At 63.4% G+C, this 22,715-nt stretch carries 26 protein-coding genes; 20 read left to right on the plus strand and 6 right to left on the minus strand.

Translation table 11 applies throughout. The features are described from left to right. Positions 1-57: 57 nt before the first annotated feature. From cheT to visR, 4 genes are all read left to right on the plus strand, one after another. The gene (cheT, locus tag MOE34_RS01720) at positions 58-447 is read left to right on the plus strand and encodes a chemotaxis protein CheT (RefSeq protein ID WP_242220260.1); all 390 of its coding nucleotides are present in this window, start codon (positions 58-60) and stop codon (positions 445-447) included. A 268-nt stretch (positions 448-715) separates the two neighbouring features. Beyond that, a complete protein-coding gene (gene fliF / locus MOE34_RS01725) occupies positions 716-2,410 on the plus strand; it encodes a flagellar basal-body MS-ring/collar protein FliF (RefSeq protein WP_242220262.1) in 1,695 nt (564 codons plus the stop codon). Between the two features lie 579 nt (positions 2,411-2,989). Then, positions 2,990-3,733, plus strand: coding sequence for a transcriptional regulator VisN (visN, locus tag MOE34_RS01730; protein WP_242220263.1), 744 nt, complete (start codon positions 2,990-2,992; stop codon positions 3,731-3,733). Positions 3,734-3,744: 11 nt separating this feature from the next. Next, on the plus strand, positions 3,745-4,488 hold the full coding sequence (visR, locus tag MOE34_RS01735; RefSeq protein WP_242220266.1) for a transcriptional regulator VisR: 744 nt from the start codon (positions 3,745-3,747) through the stop codon (positions 4,486-4,488). A gap of 48 nt (positions 4,489-4,536) precedes the next feature. Here the strand turns inward: visR and MOE34_RS01740 are convergent, their stop codons facing one another. From MOE34_RS01740 to motA, 6 genes are all read right to left on the minus strand, one after another. Beyond that, positions 4,537-4,983 carry a hypothetical protein gene (locus MOE34_RS01740; protein WP_242220267.1) on the minus strand — a complete coding sequence of 149 codons (447 nt, stop codon included), beginning with the start codon at positions 4,981-4,983 and terminating at the stop codon, positions 4,537-4,539. Positions 4,984-4,988: 5 nt separating this feature from the next. Further along, the gene (flhB, locus tag MOE34_RS01745) at positions 4,989-6,068 is read right to left on the minus strand and encodes a flagellar biosynthesis protein FlhB (protein WP_242220270.1); all 1,080 of its coding nucleotides are present in this window, start codon (positions 6,066-6,068) and stop codon (positions 4,989-4,991) included. A 96-nt stretch (positions 6,069-6,164) separates the two neighbouring features. Beyond that, positions 6,165-7,202, minus strand: coding sequence for a flagellar motor switch protein FliG (gene fliG, locus MOE34_RS01750; RefSeq protein WP_242220272.1), 1,038 nt, complete (start codon positions 7,200-7,202; stop codon positions 6,165-6,167). Between the two features lie 30 nt (positions 7,203-7,232). Next, on the minus strand, positions 7,233-7,823 hold the full coding sequence (gene fliN, locus MOE34_RS01755) for a flagellar motor switch protein FliN (RefSeq protein WP_242220274.1): 591 nt from the start codon (positions 7,821-7,823) through the stop codon (positions 7,233-7,235). A gap of 63 nt (positions 7,824-7,886) precedes the next feature. Beyond that, complete coding sequence (locus MOE34_RS01760; protein ID WP_242220276.1) at positions 7,887-8,831, minus strand: FliM/FliN family flagellar motor switch protein; 945 nt, start codon at positions 8,829-8,831, stop codon at positions 7,887-7,889. A 3-nt stretch (positions 8,832-8,834) separates the two neighbouring features. After that, positions 8,835-9,713: a flagellar motor stator protein MotA gene (motA, locus tag MOE34_RS01765; RefSeq protein ID WP_160786993.1), complete on the minus strand. Its 879-nt coding sequence runs from the start codon at positions 9,711-9,713 to the stop codon at positions 8,835-8,837. Between the two features lie 172 nt (positions 9,714-9,885). Here motA and MOE34_RS01770 point away from each other — a divergent pair, with 172 nt between their 5' ends. The 16 genes from MOE34_RS01770 (at position 9,886) to MOE34_RS01845 (ending at position 22,678) form a co-directional block, all read left to right on the plus strand. Continuing rightward, positions 9,886-10,665 carry a DUF1217 domain-containing protein gene (locus MOE34_RS01770; RefSeq protein ID WP_242220278.1) on the plus strand — a complete coding sequence of 260 codons (780 nt, stop codon included), beginning with the start codon at positions 9,886-9,888 and terminating at the stop codon, positions 10,663-10,665. Positions 10,666-10,667: 2 nt separating this feature from the next. Further along, complete coding sequence (flgF, locus tag MOE34_RS01775; RefSeq protein ID WP_242220280.1) at positions 10,668-11,393, plus strand: flagellar basal-body rod protein FlgF; 726 nt, start codon at positions 10,668-10,670, stop codon at positions 11,391-11,393. Positions 11,394-11,453: 60 nt separating this feature from the next. Then, complete coding sequence (gene fliI, locus MOE34_RS01780) at positions 11,454-12,809, plus strand: flagellar protein export ATPase FliI (RefSeq protein ID WP_242223690.1); 1,356 nt, start codon at positions 11,454-11,456, stop codon at positions 12,807-12,809. Beyond that, complete coding sequence (locus tag MOE34_RS01785) at positions 12,806-13,369, plus strand: flagellar protein (RefSeq protein ID WP_242220283.1); 564 nt, start codon at positions 12,806-12,808, stop codon at positions 13,367-13,369. The genes fliI and MOE34_RS01785 overlap by 4 nt, the downstream gene beginning before the upstream one ends. A gap of 194 nt (positions 13,370-13,563) precedes the next feature. After that, positions 13,564-13,944 (plus strand): flagellar basal body rod protein FlgB, encoded by a 381-nt coding sequence (flgB, locus tag MOE34_RS01790; RefSeq protein ID WP_160786997.1) that lies wholly within the window; start codon positions 13,564-13,566, stop codon positions 13,942-13,944. A 3-nt stretch (positions 13,945-13,947) separates the two neighbouring features. Next, entirely contained in the window at positions 13,948-14,367 is a 420-nt protein-coding gene (flgC, locus tag MOE34_RS01795) for a flagellar basal body rod protein FlgC (protein WP_160786998.1), read from the plus strand. After that, a complete protein-coding gene (locus tag MOE34_RS01800; RefSeq protein WP_242220284.1) occupies positions 14,364-14,696 on the plus strand; it encodes a flagellar hook-basal body complex protein FliE in 333 nt (110 codons plus the stop codon). The genes flgC and MOE34_RS01800 overlap by 4 nt, the downstream gene beginning before the upstream one ends. 9 nt (positions 14,697-14,705) lie before the next feature. Next, positions 14,706-15,488, plus strand: coding sequence for a flagellar basal-body rod protein FlgG (gene flgG / locus MOE34_RS01805; RefSeq protein ID WP_242220287.1), 783 nt, complete (start codon positions 14,706-14,708; stop codon positions 15,486-15,488). A 20-nt stretch (positions 15,489-15,508) separates the two neighbouring features. After that, the gene (gene flgA, locus MOE34_RS01810; protein WP_242220295.1) at positions 15,509-16,018 is read left to right on the plus strand and encodes a flagellar basal body P-ring formation chaperone FlgA; all 510 of its coding nucleotides are present in this window, start codon (positions 15,509-15,511) and stop codon (positions 16,016-16,018) included. Between the two features lie 44 nt (positions 16,019-16,062). Then, positions 16,063-17,130, plus strand: a complete 1,068-nt coding sequence (locus MOE34_RS01815; protein WP_242223692.1) for a flagellar basal body P-ring protein FlgI — start codon at positions 16,063-16,065, stop codon at positions 17,128-17,130. Then, on the plus strand, positions 17,127-17,657 hold the full coding sequence (locus MOE34_RS01820) for a MotE family protein (RefSeq protein ID WP_160787003.1): 531 nt from the start codon (positions 17,127-17,129) through the stop codon (positions 17,655-17,657). Before MOE34_RS01815 ends, MOE34_RS01820 begins: the two co-directional genes overlap by 4 nt. After that, the gene (flgH, locus tag MOE34_RS01825) at positions 17,654-18,364 is read left to right on the plus strand and encodes a flagellar basal body L-ring protein FlgH (RefSeq protein WP_160787004.1); all 711 of its coding nucleotides are present in this window, start codon (positions 17,654-17,656) and stop codon (positions 18,362-18,364) included. The genes MOE34_RS01820 and flgH overlap by 4 nt, the downstream gene beginning before the upstream one ends. A gap of 32 nt (positions 18,365-18,396) precedes the next feature. Beyond that, a complete protein-coding gene (locus MOE34_RS01830) occupies positions 18,397-18,924 on the plus strand; it encodes a flagellar basal body-associated FliL family protein (RefSeq protein WP_242220298.1) in 528 nt (175 codons plus the stop codon). Next, positions 18,921-19,667, plus strand: coding sequence for a flagellar type III secretion system pore protein FliP (gene fliP, locus MOE34_RS01835; protein WP_242220300.1), 747 nt, complete (start codon positions 18,921-18,923; stop codon positions 19,665-19,667). The genes MOE34_RS01830 and fliP overlap by 4 nt, the downstream gene beginning before the upstream one ends. A gap of 236 nt (positions 19,668-19,903) precedes the next feature. Then, complete coding sequence (locus MOE34_RS01840; protein ID WP_160787007.1) at positions 19,904-21,124, plus strand: flagellin; 1,221 nt, start codon at positions 19,904-19,906, stop codon at positions 21,122-21,124. 351 nt (positions 21,125-21,475) lie between these two features. Further along, positions 21,476-22,678, plus strand: a complete 1,203-nt coding sequence (locus MOE34_RS01845; protein WP_242220303.1) for a flagellin — start codon at positions 21,476-21,478, stop codon at positions 22,676-22,678. Positions 22,679-22,715 lie beyond the last annotated feature (37 nt).

Consider the following 22,715-nt stretch of genomic DNA (forward strand, 5'->3'; position numbering starts at 1 on the left):
AGTACGAAGTGTATTGCGTTGCCGGTTTTCGCCGGCTCGTACAGAAAAGGGTAATCCATGCAAGCCGAGTATCAGAGTGCCGCGACCGCCATGGAAGAAGCCCTTCCGGATGTCCTGATGCGGATCGTGTCCGAGTTGCACGACGTCGCCTATCTCATCGAGCGCATCGAGCCGCAGCTTGCGGCCATCCAGAACGAAGGCGCAAATGACGCCGGCGAGCGCATGATGGTGCTGCAGGGGATCGACCTTGCCGTCCAGAAGACGCGCGGGCTTGCCGAATTCATCGACACCATCACCGGCGGTATTCCCGACGGCTGGGTCGTCGACGTCACGACGGCGCTGAACCTCGTGAAGCTTGCCGACATGCAGAAGGCGCTGAGCAACGGCTTGCGCCATGGCCATTCCCAGCCGCTCGGCAAGGCTGCCGGCGATTTCGAGTTCTTCTGAGCGGTTTCCTCCGGGAAACCCCGTTCCTTTCGACGGCGCCTTACCGGCGCCGTCTTGCGTTTTGCGCCGCGGGCAAAGCTGCGCCACGACATGCTCGCGCAAGTTTCACGGTCTAGTTTCCAGGCCGGATCAGTTAGGTCCGCGTATTCCATGGGGCAGGTCGGCGCGTGCGGAAATGTGCCGGTCCCGTCCCACGAGATTGAAAATGCGTCTGGGAGCGCCGGCATGCTAGTCCGGTGGACAGGCGACTAGTCCGTGCGGGAACAGAATGAATCTGTTGGAACAGTTGACGAAAGTCTACAAGAACCTGGCTTCGCTGGGGCAGGCGAAACTCGCGATGCTGGCGGGAGCCGCCGTCGTGTCGATCGGTCTCGTGCTTACCGCCGGGATCCTCGTGAACAAGCCCGCCTACGAGACGCTTTATGTCGGCCTTGAAAAGACCGACGTGAACCAGATCAGCCTAGCGCTTGCCGAGGCCAATATCGATTTCAACACCGGAACGGACGGTGCAAGCATCGAGGTCCCTGTCGGCCAGACCGGCAAGGCGCGGCTCTATCTCGCCGAGCGCGGCCTGCCGAGCAGCGCCAATGCCGGCTATGAACTCTTCGACAAGGTCGGCTCCCTTGGCCTGACCTCCTTCATGCAGGAAGTGACGCGTGTGCGCGCCCTCGAAGGCGAGATCGCCCGCACCATCCAGCAGATCAGTGGCATCGCCGCCGCCCGCGTCCATATCGTGATGCCCGAGCGCGGCAATTTCCGCAAAGCCGACCAGGTGCCGACCGCCTCCGTCATGATCCGCGCCAGCGCGCAGGCCGGTCGTGAATCGGCCGCCGCCATCCGCCACCTCGTCGCGGCCTCCGTGCCGGGCCTCGAAGTCGACGGTGTCACCATTCTCGATTCCGCCGGCCAGCTTCTCGCTTCCGGCGACGACCCGGAGAACGGCGCGGTCAATCGCTCGCTGACGGCGGTCCAGACCGTCCAGAGCGAGATCGAGCGCAATATCGAAAAGGCGCTTGCGCCCTTCCTCGGCATGGACAATTTCCGCGCCAGCGTTACCGCCTCGCTCAATACCGATACGCAGCAGATCCAGGAAACGGTCTACGATCCGGAATCGCGCGTCGAGCGCTCCATCCGCGTGACGCGTGAAAGCCAAAAGTCCAGCCAGCAGGCGACGAACAAGGCCGCGACCGTCGAGCAGAACATTCCGCAGGGCGGCCCGGAAGGTAACGGCGACGGCCCGCAGTCCAAGGACGAGGCGGACAAGAAGGAAGAGCAGACCAACTACGAGATCAACAGCAAGACGGTCGCGACCGTCCGCAACGGTGTCGCCGTGGAGAAGCTGTCGGTCGCCGTGGTGGTCAACCGCGCTCGCGTCGCGGCCATGGTCGGCGAGCCGGCGGACCAGGCGAAGATCGACGCCTATATCGCCGACATGCAGAAGATCGTCTCGTCCGCCGCCGGCCTCAACACCGATCGCGGCGACGTGGTGACGATCACCGCCATGGAATTCCTTGATCACCAGCTTCTCGACGAAGCCGTGCCCGGCCCGGGCATCCTGGAAGTACTGACACGCAATCTCGGCGGCATCATCAATGCGCTCGCTTTCGTCGGTGTCGCCTTCCTCGTGGTCTGGTTCGGCCTGCGCCCGGCGGTCCGTTCCGTCACCGGCGGCGGCGCCTCGGCCGGCGCGCTGGACAGCGGCGCGGCAGGTCTCGAACTGCCCGACTTCTCGCCGGCAAGCGGCATCGGCGGCCCCGGCGCCACCCTCATGGACGGCTTCGGTGCCGACTTCGGCTTCGACAGCACGGACGACCTGCTCAATGCCGGCGATGACGGCGACGGTTCCTTCAACCGCCGCGTCAAGGAAGGCCCGGAACGTCGCCTCGGCCGCATGGTCGAGATCAGCGAGGAACGCGCCGCCAAGATCCTGCGCAAATGGGCCGTCGAGAGGGAAGCCGCCTGACGGCTCCGCCAGCAAAAACAGAAATGACGCGGCCGGAAACGGCCGCGTTTTTTATTGCGCGTAAATCAAGGCGTCGCCGTTTTTTGAAGTCTCGCTGTCGCTTTTCAGCAACGCTTGTTCAGCCTCATTGCAACATTTCCGTTGCAGTCGGGCCGAACCTTCCCGTGTGGCTCTTCACGGGCGCGTGATCTTCGAAAAAAGTTTATCGCCCCTACGGTTGCGAAACGGGAGGTGTTGCATGCAATTCCCGCACGCATTAGGCATGCCTTCTTTATCCGCCCGCCCGGAATTCCTTCAAATATTGCATGGTTAACAATTACTTAAACGAAAGTTGTCCAGAAGGTCGATGTGCCGCGCCCCAAGGCAAATCACTTGACGAATGGCGATTCATAGTTGCCGGCAAAAGTAAATCCCGAGAAGGGGGCGATGGTTTTTAGCGAAAGGAGATGTACACTTTAGTTACTGATTCGCTTGGTGATTCCCGTCGATGCGGCCTGACCGGCAAGGGGTTCGGACTGTTCCGAATGCCTGTTGGGAAGGAGACGGAATCTCCGTTCGGAATCGGAACAGGGGGCTATCATGGAAACGATCCGGTCGGATGCTGCGGCCTGGGAATCCTATGGATTCTCTGCCGAAGCGGGTGAGCGTAAGAGTGCGCGTGCGTTGTTAGTTCAACACCTCGGGCGCTGTACCGGCCACGCCGGTCTCTCCCCGGGGCTGAGGGCCTTGACCGACTACGTCAGCGCCTCGCATTTCCTCCTTCTTCGCCACGACGTCATGCCGGAGGCCGGCCTCGAAAGCGTCATCGCCTCAGACTGGCCCTTCGACATGGTGCGCGCTATTGCCGGCGCTATCCTCGCCGGCCAGTCCCGCATGAGCGAGCTGGACAAGTGCCTGACGCTCCTGAAACCATGCTTCAGTCATCTTGCCGACGATATCGCGGTGCCGAAGGGCATCAGCCGCGAATATTGCACCATCGCCTTCCATGTCGGCCGGGTGCGCATGTCGCTGCTGCTGCTCTTCCCGGAGCATTTCATCCTCTCCCAGAGCAAGCTGCGCGATGTCGGGGTGATGACCGGCTATTTCGCCAGCGTCTGCTGCCAGGGCGCGTTCCTCCGGCAGGATCGCGAGATGGAGCTGACCGAGCGCGAAGTGGAATGCCTCTACTGGATCGCCGAAGGCAAGACGAGCGACGAGATCGCCGTCATCCTCGGCATCTCGCGCAATACGATCAACAATTACATCACCAGCGTGATGCGCAAGACCGCGACGAAGACGCGGTCCGAGGCGATCGCCTGGGCCGTTCGAAACAATCTGGTCTGAGGGAGATGGGCATGGGCATTCAGCTTTCTCCTCCCGCCGGCATCGAGGCGGAAATCCGCCTCGCCCGGCCTCCGAAGGCCGCTACGGCGTCCGATTTCGTCTCCCGCCTGCAGGTGATGCAGACGATTCTCGGCGCCGGGTACTTCGCGGTGCTCCGCCTCGGCGGCCATGGCCTGCCGTCCGCCCGCAAGCTCGCGCTTTCGCTGCATAACCTCGCCCACGACGCCGACGGCCATGGCCGCGAGCTTCTGGACGCCTACGGGGCGGTGATGCTGGAGCATCTCGAAGCCTCCATGCTGCCGCTGATCTGGGACGGCGTCGGCGACAACCAGTTCGCCGAATCGAGTGTGGAAACCTTCACCACGCGCCTTCCGCCCCGGCTTCTGCCGTGGTCGGGCATGGCGTTTCCGGTGCGCCTCGGCGCGCATGGCAACGGTTACGTGCTCTTCATGGGCACGTTCATCGCGCCGTCCAGCGACCTCATCATCGACATGCACATGAAGAGCTGCCAGGTGCTGATCGACATGCTGGCATGCGAAGAGAAGAAGCTGGCCCCGGCCGAAGCGCTGAGCGAGCGAGAGATCGCCTGCCTGCAGATGGCCGGCGACGGCTGTATCTCGGAGGCGATCGCCGAGAAGATGGGGCTTTCCGTGCATACGGTGAACGCCTATCTCGGCACGGCCACCACCAAGCTTGACGCGGTGAACCGCATCCAGGCCATCGCGAAGGCGATCCGCCTCGGTTACATCACCTGACGAAAAAGCGGCCACGCCTCGGCATGGCCGCTTCCCCTGGTCTGTCCCTCAATGGGCGTGCTGCGCCGGTGGCATCCCGGATTTCACGTAGCGCGCCTCGGCAAGGCTCCTGCGCAGGAAATCGGTGTTGTCGTCGGGGTCCGCGGACGGATCGTTGAAGGCGACGTGGGTGACTTCCACGCCGGCCGTATCCTTCTGAAGCATGAGCCGCGCATAGACCGTAACGCCCTGCGGGCGGATTTCCATGTCGAGCGTCACTTCCGGCTCCGTGTCCCAGTCGAGACGATAGTCGCCGCCTGCGCCAAAATTGATCGTGCCGGGCAGGAAGTAAAGCTCCGCCGCGGAGGAGACCAGGTCGGCCAGGTTACCGTAGCACTCGAAACGCAACAACGAGACGAGATCGGCGGCATCGAGCAGTCTCAGCTCAGTGGCGACCGGGCAGATTGCTTCGGCAACAATCTTCTCGCGCTCGGCGGAATAGGTGCATTTTCTCATCGGATCTAGTTTACCCGTCTGGTCTGGGGCGAGGCTGCGTAAACCCGGTGAATCAGCTCCGCCACGGCTTTGTAGAACACCGGCGGAATGACACTATCCACCGAGACTTGCGCAAACATTGAGCGTGCGAGCGGCGGGTCCTCGAAGACGGGAATTCCGTTCTCCTCGGCGATCTCGCGAATCTTCAGCGCGATGAGGTCCTGCCCCTTGGCGACGACGACCGGTGCGTCGCCCTCTTCCCGCACATAACGCAGCGCCACGGCGAAGTGGGTCGGGTTGGCGATGACGAGGGTGGCGCGCGGCACGTCCGTCATCATGCGGCGGCGGATGCGGTCGCGCTGGATGGAGCGCATGCGCGCCTTGACGATGGGGTCGCCCTGCGCCTGCTTCATTTCCTCCTTCACCTCCTGCTTTGTCATCATCAGTTCGGAGAACCAGTGATGGCGCGTCCAGGCGAAGTCGAGGGCGGCGATGAGAGCGGTGGCGAAGAGGATGATCAGCAGGACCTTGTTGATGTCCGAGCTCATCATGTAGATGAGCGCCGCCGGCTCGGAGAACATGGTGTCGAGCGAGGCGAAGAAATTGCCGCGCATCGCAAGGGCGACGACGACCGAGACGAGCAGGATCTTGATCAGGGACTTGCCGAATTCGACGAGACCCTGCTTGCCGAACAGGCGGCTGAGGCCCTTGACCGGGCTGAGGCGGCTGATCTGCGGGCGCACGCGCTCAAGCACGGGGCTGGGCAGGTTCTGGAAGACGGACGAGGCGATGCCGAAGAGCATCATCATGGCCAGGATCGGCAGCAGCAGCGCGCCGGCCTCCCAGCCGAGATGCCGGAAGATCGCGATGACGTCGGTCCCGGTTCTGAGGTTCCAGGCTTCCGGCTGCTCGAAGAAATCGCGCAGCGTCTCGTTCATGCGCGAGATTCCGCCTGGCACGAAGAAGACGAGGAAGAGATAGATCGCCAGCGTCGAGGCGAAGACCGTGATCTCGCGCGAGAAAGGCGTGTTGCCCTTCTCCGCCGCATCCCGGAGTTTCTTCTCGGTCGGGAGTTCTGTTTTACTGTCCTTGTCGTCGTCCGACACGCCGCACTCCCCGGAAAAGCAGACGGCCCGAACCCCATGTCAGGAGATTCGGGCCGAAAACACGCTCCGCTCGCGGCTCTGCCGTGTCAAGCAGGATCAGGCCGCCTCGGCTTCCTGTTCCTTTTCCTTCAACTGGATTTGTCCGGCTGCGGCCAGGCGAATGGCTTCCTGCGTGATCGAGCGGCGGGCGATCGCCACTTCGCGCGGGTTGCCGGCATCGCCGGCGGCAAGGTCCGATTCGATCATGCGGCGCTGGCGCGCGCCGATGGAGGAGAGGACCGATTCGCGCAGTTCCATCGTCGCGCCGCGCAGCGCGGCGGTGATGATGTCGCCGGACACGTCGTTGAAGAGCGCGACGCGGCTCTTCTGCGGCATGTAGAGCACGTCTTCGAAGAGGAAGATCTTCGGGCGCACCTTCTTGACCGATTCGGTCGAAACCGTCTCGAGCGAGGCGAGCATCTCATCGACCTGCGACTTCTCCAGTTCGTTCATGAGGTCGGCGACCTTGTTCGAGCCGACCGAGTTGCGTTCCGCATCCAGCGCATTGATCATCTCGATCACCCGCGCCTCGACGATGGCCGTTGCCTTGGGGCTGGCATCCTTGAGGTTGACGGTGCGGTTGATGATGTCGGCGCGGTGCTCTTCGGGAATTTCGAGCAGGACCTTCGCGCCGAAGGAGGACGGCATCATCGAGAGGATGTAGGCGATGGTCTGCGGATGCTCGTTGAGCAGGAATTTTGCGACGAAGACCGGGTCTGCATCCTGCAGGCGGTCCCAGATCGTCGTCTCGAAGGCCTGGAAGGCGGCGCGGCGGCCGAGCAGGCCGTCCACCTCGTCCGGCGTCAGGCCTTCTTCGAGGATGCCTTCCATCATCTTGGCGTTGTCCATCAGGCCCGCGCCCTCGGTGAACAGGTCCTCGAACTCGTTGACGAGGTCGATCAGTTCATGGGGCGGGATGGCGCGCAGGTTCTGCGCGGCGGCGATGATCTGCTGGAGCTCGCTCTGGGTGAAATATTTCAGCAGCTTGCCGGCGACACCCTTGCCCATGGCGAGAAGGACGGCTGCTGCCTTCTCGACCTGCGAAAGCGGCGTTCCGACCGCCGTGGATGTCCCGAAATTCTCGAAATCCATCATGGATTTATCCCCCTGAGACCTAACCGGTCATCAGATCTTGCGTGTACTCTTCACTTCGATGAGCTTGACCCCGAAGCGGGTGTCGTCGTTTTCAAGAACGGTGATCTCGCCGCGGCCGATGATCCGGCCGTTGACCATGACTTCGACCGGCTCGCCGATGCGGCGGTCGAGCGCGATGGTGGCGCCCTCGCTGAGGTTCATGAGGCTGGAGACCTGCATCTGCGAGGAACCCAGAACGATCTGCAGATCGATCGGGATGTCCATGATGAGGTCCATGTTGGATTCCATGGCGCTGCCCGGACGGGGCGCTTCGCCGAGGTCGGCGGAGAAGTCGTTGCCGCCGCCGAAATCGCCGCCGCCGAAATCCGAACCGCCGAAGCCGGTATCCGTGCCGAAATCCGTGGTGGCCGCGCCGCCGCCGAAATCCGAATTGCCGAAATCGCCGCCGAATGCGGCAAGCGGGTCATCGCCGGCCGTAGCGGGGAAGTCCGCGCCGATCGAGCCGGCGGCATCGTGCTGAAGAACGCCGCGCAGATCGTCGATCGCCTGCTCCAGTTCCTGGTCGCCTGCGTTGATGGAAGACATGATGTCGTCAGCGATGGGTGTTTTCTTCGGTGCCATAAGACCACTATTCCATTCGAAACTTGCCTGAGGCGTGCCGCCCCGCAGGCTTCACGCGCAAAACTATCCGATGATGTGCTGGAGAAGGTCTTCCTCCGAGCCGTAGGTATCCTTGACGCGGACCGTGTAGCGGGCGCCGGACCGGCCGAATTCGCAGACATAGAGGTTGCGCCCGTTGGCGTTCACCTCCACGCGCACGTCGCCCGCCTCGTTGAAGGGGATGATGTCGCCGGCCTGCAGCCTGCTGATCGTGTCGAGCGTCTGCCGTTCGAGGCGGATGCGCGCCTCCAGCGTCACCTTCGAGCGGCGGACCTGCTCGCCGAGCTGTTCGCTCCACTCGACGCGGGTCCTGGGGGCATTGGCCGGCTTCGGGGCGGTGATGGTCGACTTCAGCATTACGGCTTGGGGAATGACGACATGGAAGGTGGAGAGCACCGGCCCGATGCCGACGGCCATGTTGACCATGGCGACGAAGGCGTCGTCGCTGGCGTCTTCCGAGGGCTTGCGGGTCTCGGCATTGTGGGCCGAGCCGAGGAAGGGTTCGAAGCCGTTCGCACCGTTGACGGCCGTCTTCAGCACGCCTGAGATGCGGTCGAACATCATCGCCGCTACGTCCAGCTCGATCTTGGAGAGCGGGCGCGGCTCCGGATCCTCGACCGAATCGCTGACGGCGCCGAGCATGTTCTCGACGAGCGTGATGATCATCGGGCTGTCGCAGATCAGCGTGAAGCGATCACACCAGTCGCGTAGCGAAGCGTCGCAGCAGGCCATTGCGCCGCCGAGGCCGGAGACGAGCGTGCCGTAGCGGCCGGTCTCGAAGCCGGCATAGGAAACCGCGACCTCGAAGCCAAGTTCGCTTTCCAGCATGTCGGGCAGGAATTCGGCGAAGACGTCGCCGAGACTGGCGCAGAGCTTGGAGATGGTCGCCTGGTCGCCGAGCCTGCCGGTGAGGCGGGCGAGCACGATCGGGTCCATGGTGGGGTGAGGGGTCACGGTCGCTGCGCTCATGTCTTAGGCCGCCTTCGAATCGCCGCCGCCGCCCGGATTCATCATTTCCTGCTCGACGGCGTCGATGGACGGGCGCTCGTAGGAAGAGATGGTCTTGCGGCCGTATTCGAGGGCGACCTGCGGCACCGAGCCGTTCATGTAGGCGAGCAGCGTCTGCTTGACGATGACGTAGAGGCGGTTCTGCTTCTCGCGCACGACCTTGATGTTCGTGGTGATCGGCGCGACGACCGAATAGGACAGGAAGATGCCGAGCATGGTGCCGACGAGCGCCGAGCCGATGAGGCCGCCGAGCACTTCCGGCGACTCGTTGATCTTGCTCATGGCCTTGATGACCCCGAGAACGGCCGCGATGATGCCGATGGCCGGGAAGGCGTCGCCCATCGTCGACATGGCGTGATAGGGCTTCATCTTGTCACGCGTGATCGTCTGGATTTCCTCATCCATCAGCGCCTCGATCTCGTGGGAGCGGGCATTGCCGATGATGATGAGGCGGACATAGTCGCAGATGAAGGCGGTGAGTTCCTTGTTCTTCAGCACGGTCGGCGCGGACTGGAAGATCGGCGATTCATCCGGGTTGTCGATATGCGCTTCGATCTCGTTGCGCGACTTGGTGCGCAGGTCCCGCATAAGGCTGTAGAGCACGCCGAGCGTATCGAGATAGTCGCGTTCCTTCGGCACCTTGTGCTTGAAGGCTTCGCCCAGCGCCTTTCCGGTTTCCTTGATCACCTTCATCGTGTTCGCCACGATGAAGCCGCCGACGCCGGCGCCGCCGATGATCATGAGTTCGAATGGCTGGTTCAGCACTTCGATGTGCCCGCCCATGGCCATGAAGCCGCCCAAGACGCAGCCGATGGTGACGATGAGACCGATAATGATGTTCATGAGCGCAGGTGTCCCGACACAATTCTGACCCTTCCGGCAATACGGTTCCAGCCTTGCGTGAGGCTGTACCGGGCGGCGGGGTCGCGGATCAGGTTCGCACAAGCAAAAGCCGCAAGGATCGCGGTTCAAAACGGGCATCCATGCCTTCCTGAACCCTGATCGGCGGCCTATCGTGACGACCACCTATACCAGCTACAAGCTGATTTCCTCCGACCTCCAGACCTCGCTGAAGCGCGTATCGGAGCAGCCGGACGTCAAGCGCGAGACGGAATACTATCTCGCGAAGATCGGCAGCATAAAGACGATCGACGAGTTCTTCGCCGACAGCCGGCTCTACAACTACGCCATGAAGGCGCACGGGCTGGACGACATGGCCTATGCCAAGGCCTTCATGCGCAAGGTTCTGACAGAAGGCATCGACGACAAGGCGGCCTTCGCCAACCAGCTCAGCGACACGCGCTACAAGGAATTGGCGGAATCGCTGAACTTCGCCCGCCATGGCGAGCTTGCCACCACCTTCGAGCGCGCCCAGAAGGGCGTCGTCGACAAATACACCCGTCAGACGCTTGAGGTCAGCGTCGGCGAGGACAATACGGGCGTGCGCCTCGCGCTTTATTTCGAGCGCATGGCCTCCTCCGTCACCTCGGGCTATTCCATCATCGCCGACGATGCGCTGGCGCAGGTCGTGCGCACCGCGCTCCAGCTTCCTGCGGAGTTCGCTGCCACCGATATCGACCGTCAGGCGGCGTATTACGAGGACGCGCTGAACATCGAGGACTTCAAGGAACCGGCCAAGCTCGGCAAGTTCCTCGAGCGCTTCACCTCGATGTGGGAACTTGAAAATCCCTCCGGCAGCTACGATCCGATGACCGTGTTCCAGCCGTCCAGCCTCACCGGCATCTCGACGGACCTCCTGCTTTCCATCAACAACCTGAAACTCGGAGGCCGCTGAGCATGCAGACCGGGCTTTATGTATCGCTTTCGTCCCAGATCGCGCTCGACCGCCGCATGGCGACCCTCGCCGACAACGTCGCGAATTCCACGACGGTTGGCTTCCGCGCCACCGAAGTGAAGTTCAACGAGGTCGTCAGCGACCAGAAGACCGCCGACGTCGCCTTCGTCTCGAAGGGCAACGAGTTCATCTCGACCCGCAACGGCGGCCTCACGGAGACGGGCGGCCAGTTCGATTTCGCGATCAAGGGCGAGGCCTGGTTCCAGGTGGAAACGCCCTCCGGCCCGACTTTGACGCGCGACGGCCGCTTCACGCTGACGGACGCCGGCGAACTGGTGACGCTCAACGGCTATCCGGTGCTCGATGCCGGCGGTGGTCCCATCCAGATCGATGCGAATGCCGGCCCGGTCATGCTCAGCGCCGACGGCCAGCTCAACCAGGCCGGCCGGCCCGTCGCCGCGCTCGGCATCTTCGAGGCCGATCTTTCCGCCGGCTTCGTGCGCGCCGGCAACAGCGGCATCATTCCCTCCAACCGGCCGCAGCCCATCGTCGACCGCGTCGACGCCGGCGTGGTGCAGGGCTATGTCGAGGAATCCAACGTCAACGCCATCGGCGAGATGACGCAGCTTATCCAGGTCACGCGTGCCTTCGAGAACATCGCCGCGCTGATGCGCAGCAGTGAGGATTCGATGAACGAGGCGGTCCGCACGCTCGGGGGCAGCAAGTAATCCATGACGGCGGCAGAGGGCACCACGGCGAACTCCACCCAGACACCCGACGGCGGGCGCATGCTGAACGCGCTGGCAGGGCTGGTGCGGCGCTATTCCTCGCCGGAATTCTCGGTCACCCACGGTGGCCGCGTACAGACCATCGCGGCCGGCAACTATACGGTCAGCGGCCTGTCGCGGCATGTGCGGCTCGGTGAATTCGTGGCGCACAAGAGCGCGACGGGCATCCATCTCGGCGAGGTCGTCCGCGTCGAGCAGGAGACGGTCGTCGTCTGCCCCATCGAGCCGGGCGAACCTATCGGCATCCATGACACGGTCATCCGCAAGGGTGCCTTCCGCGTCGCGCCGACCGCCTCCTGGTGCGGCCGCACGATCAACGCGCTCGGCGAGCCGATCGACGGGCTGGGTCCGCTGCCGCAGGGTGAGGACCGCCGGTCCATCTCCAACACCGCGCCGCCTTCCATGACGCGCAAGCGCATCGAGAAGGGCTTCAGCACCGGCGTTCGCGCCATCGATATCTTCGCTCCGCTCTGCCTCGGCCAGCGCCTCGGCATCTTTGCCGGCTCCGGCGTCGGCAAGTCGACGCTGCTGTCGATGCTGGCAAGGGCGGACGCCTTCGACAAGGTGGTGATCGCGCTGGTCGGCGAACGCGGCCGAGAGGTGCGCGAATTCATCGAGGACACGCTGGGCGACAACCTCGCCAAGTCCGTCGCGGTCGTGGCGACCAGCGACGAAAGCCCGATGCTGCGCAAGATGGCGCCGCTAACGGCCGTCACCATCGCCGAGCATTACCGCGATCAGGGTGACAACGTGCTCCTGATCATCGACAGCGTGACGCGCTTCGCCCATGCGATCCGCGAGGTGGCGACCGCTTCCGGCGAGCCACCCATTGCCCGCGGCTATCCGGCCTCCGTCTTCACCGAGCTGCCACGCCTTCTGGAGCGTGCGGGTCCCGGGGCGGAAGGGGCGGGCACGATCACCGCGATCATCTCGATCCTCGTCGATGGCGACAATCACAACGACCCCATCGCCGACTCGACGCGCGGCATCCTCGACGGTCATATCGTCATGGAGCGCAGCCTCGCGGAGGAGGGGCGCTATCCGCCGATCAATCCGCTGGCCTCGATCTCGCGCCTTGCGCGCAAGGCGTGGACGACGGATCAGGAGAAGCTGGTGTCGCGGCTGAAGTCGCTCATCCATCGCTTCGAGGAGACGCGCGACCTGCGCCTCATCGGCGGCTATCGCCCGGGCGGCGATCCCGACCTCGACATGGCGATCAAGCAGGTGCCGATCATCTACGACGTATTGAAACAGACGCCGGGCGAGAAGCTCGCCGCCGACGCCTTCTCCGATCTCGCCGTCGCATTGAGGAATGCGGCCGCGCAGGGCGCCGCGCCGGCAACGCGAAGGGGATGACAGTGACGGACTTCGACGCAGACGAGACCATCCAGCCGCTCAGGCGAGCGGATCGGGGACGCTACAGCATTGGCGACAAGGTGCTTGTCGGCGCGGGCGTGATGCTCGCGGCGGGCGCGGCCTTCTTCCCCTGGTATGTCTTCCTCAACCCGGAACAATTCTCCGTGCCGACGCTCTGGCAAGGCACGACCCGTGACCTGCCGGAAACGGCGGCGCGCGACGTGGTGAGCGTTTCTCCCTCCGCAATGATCGACAACGACAACGATCCGGCGCTCAAGGGCCTCGATCCCGTGGCGACCGCCACGACATCCGGCCTCGGCACGGAAAGCAAGCTCGGCGCGCCGGTGGAAACCGGCCTCGACCAGCCATTGCCGGCCAATTCCGGCTTCCGCCTCATGCATGTGGCGAACGGGCGGGCGCTGATCGAGGACGCGCGCGGCATGTATATCGTGCGCGTCGGCTCGATTCTGCCGGACAACAGCCGCCTCGCGACGCTGGAGCAGCGCGACGGGGCCTGGGTCATCGTCACCTCGAACGGCGCGGTGATCAAGCGCAACTGACGGGTGGCGGGCGGTCGCCCACCCTCGATTCGGCCGGGTCGCCTTGCCGCGCCCGGCCTTTCGCTCGCCCGGAAATAAGCGGCTTGAGCACTTTATCCCTCATGAATTCAGTTGGTTGGCGGGAAACCGCAGCACAGCAAGTCTGACGCAAGATTGGCTCCGTAGGTTCGCCGTGAACAAGGATGGAGCTTGTCATGCAACCGATACAACTGTTTGAACTGGCATCGAAGCAGGCCGAATGGCTCTCAGTCCGCCAGAGTGTGGTTGCAGGCAACATCGCCAACGCCAACACACCCGCGTTCAAGGCGAAGGACGTCACTCCCTTCCAGTCCGTGCTCGAAACGACGGGCATGCGCATGGCGGCGACGCAGCCGGGCCATTTCACCGAAACCGAAATGGCAAGCCGCGTCATCGAGACCCGACCCACCGAGGAGATCGGCGTGCAGGAGTCCGGCAACACCGTCGGCCTTGCCGAGGAACTCATGAAAGAGGGCCAGGTCAAGCGTGATTTCGAGTTGAATGCCGGCCTCGTAAAGGCCTTTCATCGCATGATGCTGATGACAGTCAGAAGGTAAGAAATGGATCCGCTCGTAGCTTCAATGAAAGTCGCGGCCTCGGGACTTGAGGCGCAATCCACCCGAATCCGCATTGTTTCGGAAAACTTGGCGAACGCCCGCTCGACGGGCGACACGCCCGGCGCCGATCCGTTCCGCCGCAAGACCGTGACCTTCGCCGCCGAGCTTGACCGCGCGACCAACGCCGCGCTCGTCGAGGTCGAACGCCTCGGTGTCGACGAGGGCGATTTCTCGACCGAATACGATCCGGGCAACCCGGCGGCCGACGAGAAGGGCTTCGTCAAGATGCCGAACGTCAACGTGCTCGTCGAGATGGCCGACATGCGGGAAGCCAACCGCTCCTACGAAGCCAATCTGCAGAGCATCAAGCAGTCGCGCGACCTGATCAGCGCCACTATCGACCTTCTGAGGGCATCGCAATGATCGACAGCATCAAGGGCGTAACCAGCCTTCTGTCCAATGACGCGCTCTCCGGCGTCGAGGCGACCGCCTCCAAGGGCGTGAGCGCCGCCGCAGCGCAGGGAACCGGAACGCAGATGTCCTTTGCCCAGGTGCTGGGCGACATGGCGAGCGACATGGCCGGCGCGCTGAAACTCAGCGAGACCAAGTCCTTCGAAGCCATCCAGGGCAAGGCGGGAACCCGCGAAGTGGTCGACGCCGTCATGAATGCCGAGCAGTCGCTGCAGACCGCCATCGCCATCCGCGACAAGGTCGTCACCGCCTATCTCGAAGTAGCCAGAATGCAGATCTGAGGACCGGACATGAAAGCCCTTGCCATCGCCGCCACCGGCATGAACGCGCAGCAGACGAACCTCGAAGTCATCGCGAACAACATCGCGAACATCAACACGACCGGCTTCAAGCGCGCCCGCGCCGAGTTCTCCGACCTTCTCTACCAGACCGAGCGCGCCGCCGGCGTGCCGAACCGCGCCAACCAGGCGGTCGTGCCGGAAGGCGCCATCATCGGTCTCGGCGTGAAGACGGCGGCCGTGCGCAACCTGCATCTCCAGGGCGGCCTCGTTTCCACCGGCAACTCCTTCGACCTCGCGCTCATCGGGCGCGGCTGGTTCCAGATCGAGGCTTCGGACGGCTCGACGCTCTACACCCGCGCCGGCGCCTTCAACACCAACGCAGAAGGCCAGCTCGTCACCCTCGACGGCTATACGGTCGTGCCGGGCATCACGGTGCCGCAGGACGCGACGGAAGTCACCGTCACGCGGTCCGGCCAGGTCTTCGCCACCGTGGCGGGCCAGCAGCAGGATCTCGGCCAGATCACGCTGGCGAACTTCGTCAACGAGGCCGGCCTCGAGCCGCTCGGCGAGAACCTCTACCGCGAGACCGCCGCCTCCGGCCCGGCCAATGTCGGCGCACCGGACGAGGCGGGCTTCGCCTATATCCAGCAGAACTATCTCGAAGCCTCCAACGTCGATCCGGTCAAGGAAATCACCGACCTGATCTCCGCCCAGCGCGCCTACGAGATGAATTCCAAGATCATCCAGGCGGCGGACGAGATGGCCGCGGTCGTCAGCAAGAACCTGAGATAGCAACCGGACACGCGGGGAACATGATGTTTCGCCTGATAGCAGCTCTTCGTACCGCAAAGACCCTCAGTGCATGGCGGCGCACGGCACTTGCCGTGCCGGCCGTGCTGGCGGGTCTTCTCGTGGCCGATGCGGCCCTTGCCGACGCGCGCACCGCCGTCGTGCCGAAGCGCACCATCTATCCCGGCGAGGAGATCGATGCCGGTCAGGTCGAGGAAGTCGAGGTCACCAACCCGAACATCGTGAAGGGCTTTGCCGAGACCATCGCCGATGTCAGCGGCATGGTGAGCAAGCGCACGCTGCTTCCCGGCCGCGTCATCCTCGTCTCGGCCCTGCGCGAACCCTTTGCCGTTTCCCGCGGCACCACCGTCCAGCTCGTCTTCGACAGCGGCACGCTGGTGCTCCGGGCGGCCGGAACGTCCCTTGAGGATGCCGCGGTCGGCGCTCTCATCAAGGTCCGCAACAAGGATTCCGGCGTGATCGTCGCCGGCACGGTCATGGCGGACGGAACCGTACACGTGGTGGCGAAATGATGCAGTCCCTTCTTGGTCGCGCGCTTGCCGTTGTCGCCTGCCTGATGCTCGCGGCAGGCCCGGCGCTGCCGGCCGCCCGCATCAAGGACGTGGCCTCGGTGCAGTCCGGCCGCGAGAACCAGCTCATCGGCTACGGCCTCGTCGTCGGCCTCCAGGGCACCGGCGACAGCATGCGCGCCGCGCCCTTCACCGAGCAGTCCATGCGCGCGATGCTGCAGAACCTCGGTATCTCGATGGTCGGCAACCAGACGCGCGCCAAGAACATCGCGGCCGTGCTCGTCACCGCCAACCTGCCGCCCTTCGCCAGCCCCGGCAGCCGCATCGACGTGACGGTCGGCTCGCTGGGCGACGCCTCGTCGCTGCGCGGCGGCACATTGGTCATGACCTCGCTTTCCGGCGCCGACGGCCAGATTTACGCTGTCGCGCAAGGCTCCGTCGTCGTTACCGGCATCAATGCCAGCGGTGATGCGGCGAGCGTGCAGCAGGGCGTGACGACCGCCGGCCGCGTGCCGAACGGCGCGATCATCGAGCGCGAGCTGCCCTCGCGCTTCAAGGACGCCTCCGATCTCGTGCTGCAGCTTCGCAACCCCGACTTCTCGACGTCCGTCGGCATGGCGGATGCGATCAACCGTTATGCGGCCGCGCAATATGGCGGGCCGATCGCCGAATCGCGCGATTCCCAGGCCGTGCATGTCGCCAAGCCCCGCATGGCGGACCTCACCCGCCTGATGGCCGATATCGAGAACCTCGTCATCGAGACCGATGCGCCGGCGCGCGTGGTGATCAATGAGCGCACGGGCACCATCGTCATCGGCCAGGACGTGCGCATTTCGCCCGTCGCCGTCAGCTACGGCACGCTGACCGTGCAGGTCAGCGAAATGCCCACGGTGGTTCAGCCCGAACCCTTCTCCCGCGGCGTCACGGCCGAGGAGCCGCGCACGGATATCCTCGTCCAGCAGGAAGGCGGCAACGTCGCGATGCTCGACGGCTCCAGCCTGCGCTCGCTCGTCTCGGGCCTGAACAGCATCGGCGTGAAGCCGGATGGCATCATCTCCATCCTGCAGAGCATCAAGACGGCCGGAGCCCTCCAGGCGGAACTGGTATTGCAATGACGAACACGACCCTTTCCCTTCTCGCAAGAAGGCTCGCCCTTCCTCTCGCCGGCCTCGTGATGATGGCCATTCCCGGCGCCTTCGCCGAGGAGCGCCCCGTCATCATGACGACCAAGGCGAGCGCCGACGAAATCCGCGAATTCTGCACCAACATCGCGGATGCCGCGCGCGACCAGCGCTACCTTCTCCAGAAGCAGGAGCTTGAGAAGCTGCAGAAGGACGTCGACGAACGCATCAAGACGCTGGAGATGCGGCGCGCGGAATACCAGGACTGGCTGAAGCGCCGCAACGACTTCCTGAAGTCAACGGAAAAGGACCTGGTGGACATCTACCGCAAGATGAAGCCGGACGCCGCTGCCGCGCAGCTCGCCGAACTGGACCCGGAGATCGCCTCGGCCATCGTCATGAAGCTGCCGCCGCGCCAGTCGAGCACCATTCTCGGCGAGATGCCGGCCGACAAGGCCGCCGCGCTCACCCGCATCCTCGTTTCGGCGACAGACCCGAATACCTCAAAGGACCCGTCATGAAAAAGATCGCCTCCGCACTCGCCGTCGCGCTGGCCCTGTCGGGCTGCCAGAGCCAGGCGGTCAAGGAAATCGGCCGGGCGCCGGCGATGAGCCCCATCGGCAGCGGCCTCAGCTATGCCGAGACGCCGCAGATGGCCATGTATCCCAAGCAGCCGCGCAATTCGGTCGCCGGCTATTCGCTGTGGAGCGACCAGCAATCGGCGCTCTTCAAGGATTCGCGCGCCTTCAAGATGGGCGACATCCTGACCGTCAACATCCGCGTCAACGACAAGGCGAGCTTCGACAACAAGACGGACCGCTCGCGCACCAACAAGAGCGGTATGAATTTCGGCTTCGGCGGAAAATCCGCCAGCAGCAGCGTCGATGCCGAGGGCGATCTTTCCTTCGGCTCGTCGACCAGCACCAAGGGCGACGGCTCCACGGAGCGCGCGGAAAAGCTGAACCTGCTCGTGGCGGCGGTCGTCACCGGCGTCGTGGAGAACGGCAACCTTCTGATCAGCGGTTCACAGGAAGTGCGCGTGAACCACGAGCTTCGCATCCTCAACGTCGCCGGCATCGTGCGGCCGCAGGATGTCGACGCCTATAACCAGATTTCCTACGAGAAGATCGCGGAAGCCCGCATCTCCTACGGCGGCCGCGGCCGCCTGACGGAAGTGCAGCAGCCGCCGTGGGGCCAGCAGGCCATCGACCTGTTCTCGCCGATCTGACGATCCCATTCTCCCAACCCGGAAACACGAACATGGCGGACGAAGAACAGGGCGTCGAGACCAAGAAGAAGCCCTCGCTGGTCATCACCATCGCGGTCGTCGCCGTGCTGACGCTGCTGGCCGGTGGCGGCGGCTGGTTCGTGGGCAACATGCTTGCCCCGCCGCCGGCCGAAGAGCCGGCGCAAGAGGTGGCGAAGGCCGAGCCTCCCGCCGAGGGCGGCCATGGCGGCGGCGAGAAGGCGGAGGCGGGGGAAATCCCGCATATCTCCACCGAGGCGAACGGCATCGTGCTGCTCGACCCGATCACCAGCAACCTTGCCTATCCGTCCGACAACCGCGTGCGGCTCGAAGTGGCGCTGATGTTCAAGGGCGCGCCGGATGCGGTTCTGGCGGAGGAAATCCATCAGGATATCATGGCCTATATGCGCACGGTCTCGCTCCAGCAGGTGCAGGGGCCGCGCGGCTTCCAATATCTGCGGGAAGACCTGGAGGAGCGGGTTGACCTCAGGTCCGAAGGGCGCGTAACCAACGTCATGTTCCGCACCTTCGTGATCGAATGATTCGAGCCTTTCTGACCTTTCTCGCCATGATGGCGATGACCGGCATGGCCTACGCCCAGCAGCAGTTGCAACTGCCGGGCGGCCTCCTGAACGCGCCCGTAGACGGCTCCGCGGCGGCCTGGATCATCCGCACCTTCGGGCTTCTGACGATCCTTTCGGTCGCGCCCGGCATCCTGATCATGGTGACGAGCTTTCCGCGCTTCGTCATCGCCTTCTCGATCCTGCGCTCGGGCATGGGCCTTGCCACCACGCCGTCGAACATGATCCTCGTCTCGCTGGCGCTGTTCATGACCTTCTACGTCATGGCCCCGACCTTCGACCGCGCCTGGCAGAACGGCGTGGAGCCGCTGATGGCCAACCAGATCGACGAGACGGAGGCCGCCAAGCGCATCGCCGAGCCGTTCCGCGAATTCATGGTCGCCAACACGCGCGACAAGGATATCGAACTGTTCATCTCGCTGGCGGAAGAGCGCGGCCAGACCATGGTGAAGGACAATGTGGCGGACCTGCGCGTCGTCATCCCCGCCTTCATGATCTCGGAAATCCGCCGCGGCTTCGAGATCGGCTTCCTCGTCGTGCTGCCCTTCCTCGTCATCGACATGATCGTCGCCACCATCACCATGGCCATGGGCATGATGATGCTGCCGCCCACCTCGATCTCGCTGCCCTTCAAGATCCTGTTCTTCGTGCTCATCGACGGCTGGAACCTGCTCGTCGGCAGCCTCGTGCGGTCCTTCAGCTAGGCCGCTCCCGTCGGCTTTTACCGGCGGTTAACCATAAATCTTAGTGCGTCGAAGTCGAATCGCCGATTTAATCAGTTGGCAAGGAATGGCTGCGAATTTCACCGTGACACGACGGGTTTGGTATCCCTCCGACCGCGAGAGGAACCGAGTTGGCATGAGGCCGAACCGCCGTAACCGGTAAAGTTTTTTGAGTCCGGTATGTCCCCACCAGTACTTCGTTCAAAGGGACAACGACAATGACGAGCATCCTCACCAACGCAGCAGCAATGTCTGCTCTCCAGACGCTGCGCTCCATCAACAACAACATGGACGAAACCCAGGCGCACGTCTCGACGGGCCTGCGCGTCGGCAGCGCGTCCGACAACGCCGCCTACTGGTCGATCGCAACGACCATGCGTTCCGACAACATGGCGCTTTCCGCCGTTCAGGACGCCCTCGGCCTCGGTGCGGCGAAGGTCGATACCGCCTATGCCGGTATGAATTCCTCGATCGACGTGGTCAAGGAAATCAAGAAGAAGCTGGTGACGGCAACGGAAGACGGCGTCGACAAGACCAAGATCAACGAAGAAATCAAGCAGCTCCAGGGCCAGCTCAAGAGCATCTCCGAAGCTGCTTCGTTCTCGGGTGAGAACTGGCTGGAAACCGACATCGCCAGCGGCGGCCCGGCCAACAAGGCAACGGTCGTTGCCTCCTTCGTCCGTAACGACCTCGGTGCGGTCTCGGTCAAGAAAGTCGATTACACGCTCGACGCAAATTCGGTGCTGTTCGACAAGTCCGGTGCCGATGCGGGTATCCTGGACCAGATGAACAGCCTTGGCTCCGATAGCATCGTCGTCAACGTCAATACGGGCGGCACGGTCGCTGCCGTCAACGTGAAGAAGTTCACGACGGCTGAAGTCAGCACTGCCGTCACCGGTGCAACCGGCGGCTTCGATGCAGGCGGCAACATCGCCTGGACGGTGGCTAGTGATGGCGCCGGTGCCGGTCGGGGCTTCGTCAAGATCGCTGATGACACCTGGGTTGCTGCAGAAGAGCAGGACAAGGGAGCCAACGACGGTCAGGAAACGTTTGCGACGGACGCCGGCACGAACCTCTGGAAGATCGATGTCACCAGCCCGTCTACTACTCCGACGGCGTCCGTATCGGGCTTCTCGATCAGCAACTCCACCACCGGCACGGAGTTGGACGCACTGATCCAGAACGTCGACAACGCGCTCAAGAGCATGACCAGCGCCGCTTCGGCTCTCGGTTCGATTTCTTCCCGTATCGGCCTGCAGGAAGAATTCGTTTCCCAGCTCAGCTCGGCCATCGACAAGGGCGTTGGCCGCCTGGTCGATGCAGACATGAACGAGGAATCGACCCGCCTGAAGGCCCTGCAGACCCAGCAGCAGCTCGCCATCCAGTCGCTGTCGATCGCCAACAACGCATCGCAGAACGTTCTGTCGCTGTTCCGTTAATCGAGACAGCAGGACCGGTGGGGATTTTCTCCACTTCTCTATGGAGGCCGCGCTTCGCAAGAAGCGCGGCTTTTGCGTTTTAAACCCTGCACCACCTGCTCCTTCATCCTCCGGCCCGCCTCGAGCATGACGAAAGAGAGGGTTTGGTTCTGCGGCGACGGTTATGGTTACCGCTCAGTGTATTTTCTCGCCCCGCTTAGCAGTTCGTTAACCATGAGCGCGTTACCTAGAACCATCGAAGCGACAAGCCGGCCTCAAGAATGACAGGCCTGGCAAGCATGATGCTGGTTGGCGCTCCCGGTGGAACCCGGAATGTCCCTTCTCCTGAAGCCAATCAAGGGGCACCATTCAATGACGAGCATTCTCACCAATGTTGCGGCTATGTCCGCTCTCCAGACGCTGCGGTCGATCGGTTCGGACATGGAAGACACGCAGGCGCGTGTTTCCTCCGGCCTGCGCGTCGGCGGCGCGTCCGACAACGCCGCCTATTGGTCGATCGCGACGACCATGCGCTCCGACAACATGGCGCTTTCCGCCGTTCAGGACGCCCTCGGCCTCGGTGCCGCGAAGGTCGATACCGCCTATGCCGGTATGAACTCTTCGATCGAAGTCGTGAAGGAAATCAAGAAGAAGCTGGTTGCCGCCACGGAAGACGGCGTCGACAAGACCAAGATCCAGGAAGAAATCTCCCAGCTTCAGGACCAGCTCAAGAGCATTTCCGAAGCCGCTTCCTTCTCCGGCGAGAACTGGCTTGAAGCCAATGTAGGCGACCAGACGAGCGTCGTCGCCTCCTTCGTCCGCGACAGCGGCGGTGCTGTTTCGGTCAAGAAGGTCAACTATGACCTTACGGTAGACAACGTTCTGTTCGACAAGGGCGGTAATACCGGTATCCTCGACCAGACGCAAAACATTGCCGGCGACGGCGTTGTGGTCAACGTCAACACGAACGGCACGACTGCTCCCGTAAACGTGCCGAAATTCACGTCCGCAGAGGTCAGCGATGCCGTGACGCTCGCAGGCGGCAGCTTCGATGCCGGCGGCAAGATTGCCTGGACCACGGTCGGCGACGGCGCTGGCGCCGGTATCGGTTACGTTAAGGTTGCCGATGACGTCTGGGTCGCCGCTAAAGAACAGGATCTGGGCGCGAACAACGGCCAGGAAGCCTTCGCCAAGGATGCCACCAACTTCCTCTGGCAAGTTGATACGACCGTTCCCGCAGGCTCCACGGCGGAATCCGTTTCGGAATTCTCGATCGACGGCACGACCACCGGCGCACAGCTCGACGGCCTGATCACGCTGGTTGACGAAGCCCTCGGCAAGATGACCTCCGCCGCCGCCGACCTCGGCTCCATGGCGATGCGCATCGGCCTGCAGGAAGACTTCGTCTCCAAGCTGACCGACTCCATCGACTCGGGCGTTGGCCGTCTCGTGGACGCCGACATGAACGAGGAATCGACCCGCCTGAAGGCCCTGCAGACCCAGCAGCAGCTCGCCATCCAGTCGCTGTCGATCGCCAACTCGGCTTCGGAAAGCATCCTCACGCTCTTCCGTTAATCGGAAAACGCAGGATACGGAAATCAGAAGGCCCCGG

This window comes from Shinella zoogloeoides (genome assembly GCF_022682305.1).
GTDB classification, from domain to species: domain Bacteria; phylum Pseudomonadota; class Alphaproteobacteria; order Rhizobiales; family Rhizobiaceae; genus Shinella; species Shinella zoogloeoides_B.

Excerpts from the sequence above, each read along its gene's own strand:
- fliF (WP_242220262.1), top strand. The coding sequence starts at position 716 with ATGAATCTGTTGGAACAGTTGACGAAAGTCTACAAGAACCTGGCTTCG.
- visR (WP_242220266.1), top strand. The coding sequence starts at position 3,745 with ATGGGCATTCAGCTTTCTCCTCCCGCCGGCATCGAGGCGGAAATCCGC.
- flgH (WP_160787004.1), top strand. The coding sequence starts at position 17,654 with ATGAAAAAGATCGCCTCCGCACTCGCCGTCGCGCTGGCCCTGTCGGGC.
- motA (WP_160786993.1), bottom strand. The coding sequence starts at position 9,713 with ATGAACATCATTATCGGTCTCATCGTCACCATCGGCTGCGTCTTGGGC.
- MOE34_RS01800 (WP_242220284.1), top strand. The coding sequence starts at position 14,364 with ATGATCGACAGCATCAAGGGCGTAACCAGCCTTCTGTCCAATGACGCG.
- MOE34_RS01815 (WP_242223692.1), top strand. The coding sequence starts at position 16,063 with ATGCTCGCGGCAGGCCCGGCGCTGCCGGCCGCCCGCATCAAGGACGTG.
- MOE34_RS01740 (WP_242220267.1), bottom strand. The coding sequence starts at position 4,983 with ATGAGAAAATGCACCTATTCCGCCGAGCGCGAGAAGATTGTTGCCGAA.
- MOE34_RS01830 (WP_242220298.1), top strand. The coding sequence starts at position 18,397 with ATGGCGGACGAAGAACAGGGCGTCGAGACCAAGAAGAAGCCCTCGCTG.
- flgA (WP_242220295.1), top strand. The coding sequence starts at position 15,509 with ATGATGTTTCGCCTGATAGCAGCTCTTCGTACCGCAAAGACCCTCAGT.
- flgC (WP_160786998.1), top strand. The coding sequence starts at position 13,948 with ATGGATCCGCTCGTAGCTTCAATGAAAGTCGCGGCCTCGGGACTTGAG.
- visN (WP_242220263.1), top strand. The coding sequence starts at position 2,990 with ATGGAAACGATCCGGTCGGATGCTGCGGCCTGGGAATCCTATGGATTC.
- MOE34_RS01820 (WP_160787003.1), top strand. The coding sequence starts at position 17,127 with ATGACGAACACGACCCTTTCCCTTCTCGCAAGAAGGCTCGCCCTTCCT.
- MOE34_RS01760 (WP_242220276.1), bottom strand. The coding sequence starts at position 8,831 with ATGAGCGCAGCGACCGTGACCCCTCACCCCACCATGGACCCGATCGTG.
- flgB (WP_160786997.1), top strand. The coding sequence starts at position 13,564 with ATGCAACCGATACAACTGTTTGAACTGGCATCGAAGCAGGCCGAATGG.
- MOE34_RS01845 (WP_242220303.1), top strand. The coding sequence starts at position 21,476 with ATGACGAGCATTCTCACCAATGTTGCGGCTATGTCCGCTCTCCAGACG.
- fliI (WP_242223690.1), top strand. The coding sequence starts at position 11,454 with ATGCTGAACGCGCTGGCAGGGCTGGTGCGGCGCTATTCCTCGCCGGAA.
- MOE34_RS01785 (WP_242220283.1), top strand. The coding sequence starts at position 12,806 with ATGACAGTGACGGACTTCGACGCAGACGAGACCATCCAGCCGCTCAGG.
- fliG (WP_242220272.1), bottom strand. The coding sequence starts at position 7,202 with ATGATGGATTTCGAGAATTTCGGGACATCCACGGCGGTCGGAACGCCG.
- cheT (WP_242220260.1), top strand. The coding sequence starts at position 58 with ATGCAAGCCGAGTATCAGAGTGCCGCGACCGCCATGGAAGAAGCCCTT.
- MOE34_RS01840 (WP_160787007.1), top strand. The coding sequence starts at position 19,904 with ATGACGAGCATCCTCACCAACGCAGCAGCAATGTCTGCTCTCCAGACG.
- flgF (WP_242220280.1), top strand. The coding sequence starts at position 10,668 with ATGCAGACCGGGCTTTATGTATCGCTTTCGTCCCAGATCGCGCTCGAC.
- fliP (WP_242220300.1), top strand. The coding sequence starts at position 18,921 with ATGATTCGAGCCTTTCTGACCTTTCTCGCCATGATGGCGATGACCGGC.
- flgG (WP_242220287.1), top strand. The coding sequence starts at position 14,706 with ATGAAAGCCCTTGCCATCGCCGCCACCGGCATGAACGCGCAGCAGACG.
- fliN (WP_242220274.1), bottom strand. The coding sequence starts at position 7,823 with ATGGCACCGAAGAAAACACCCATCGCTGACGACATCATGTCTTCCATC.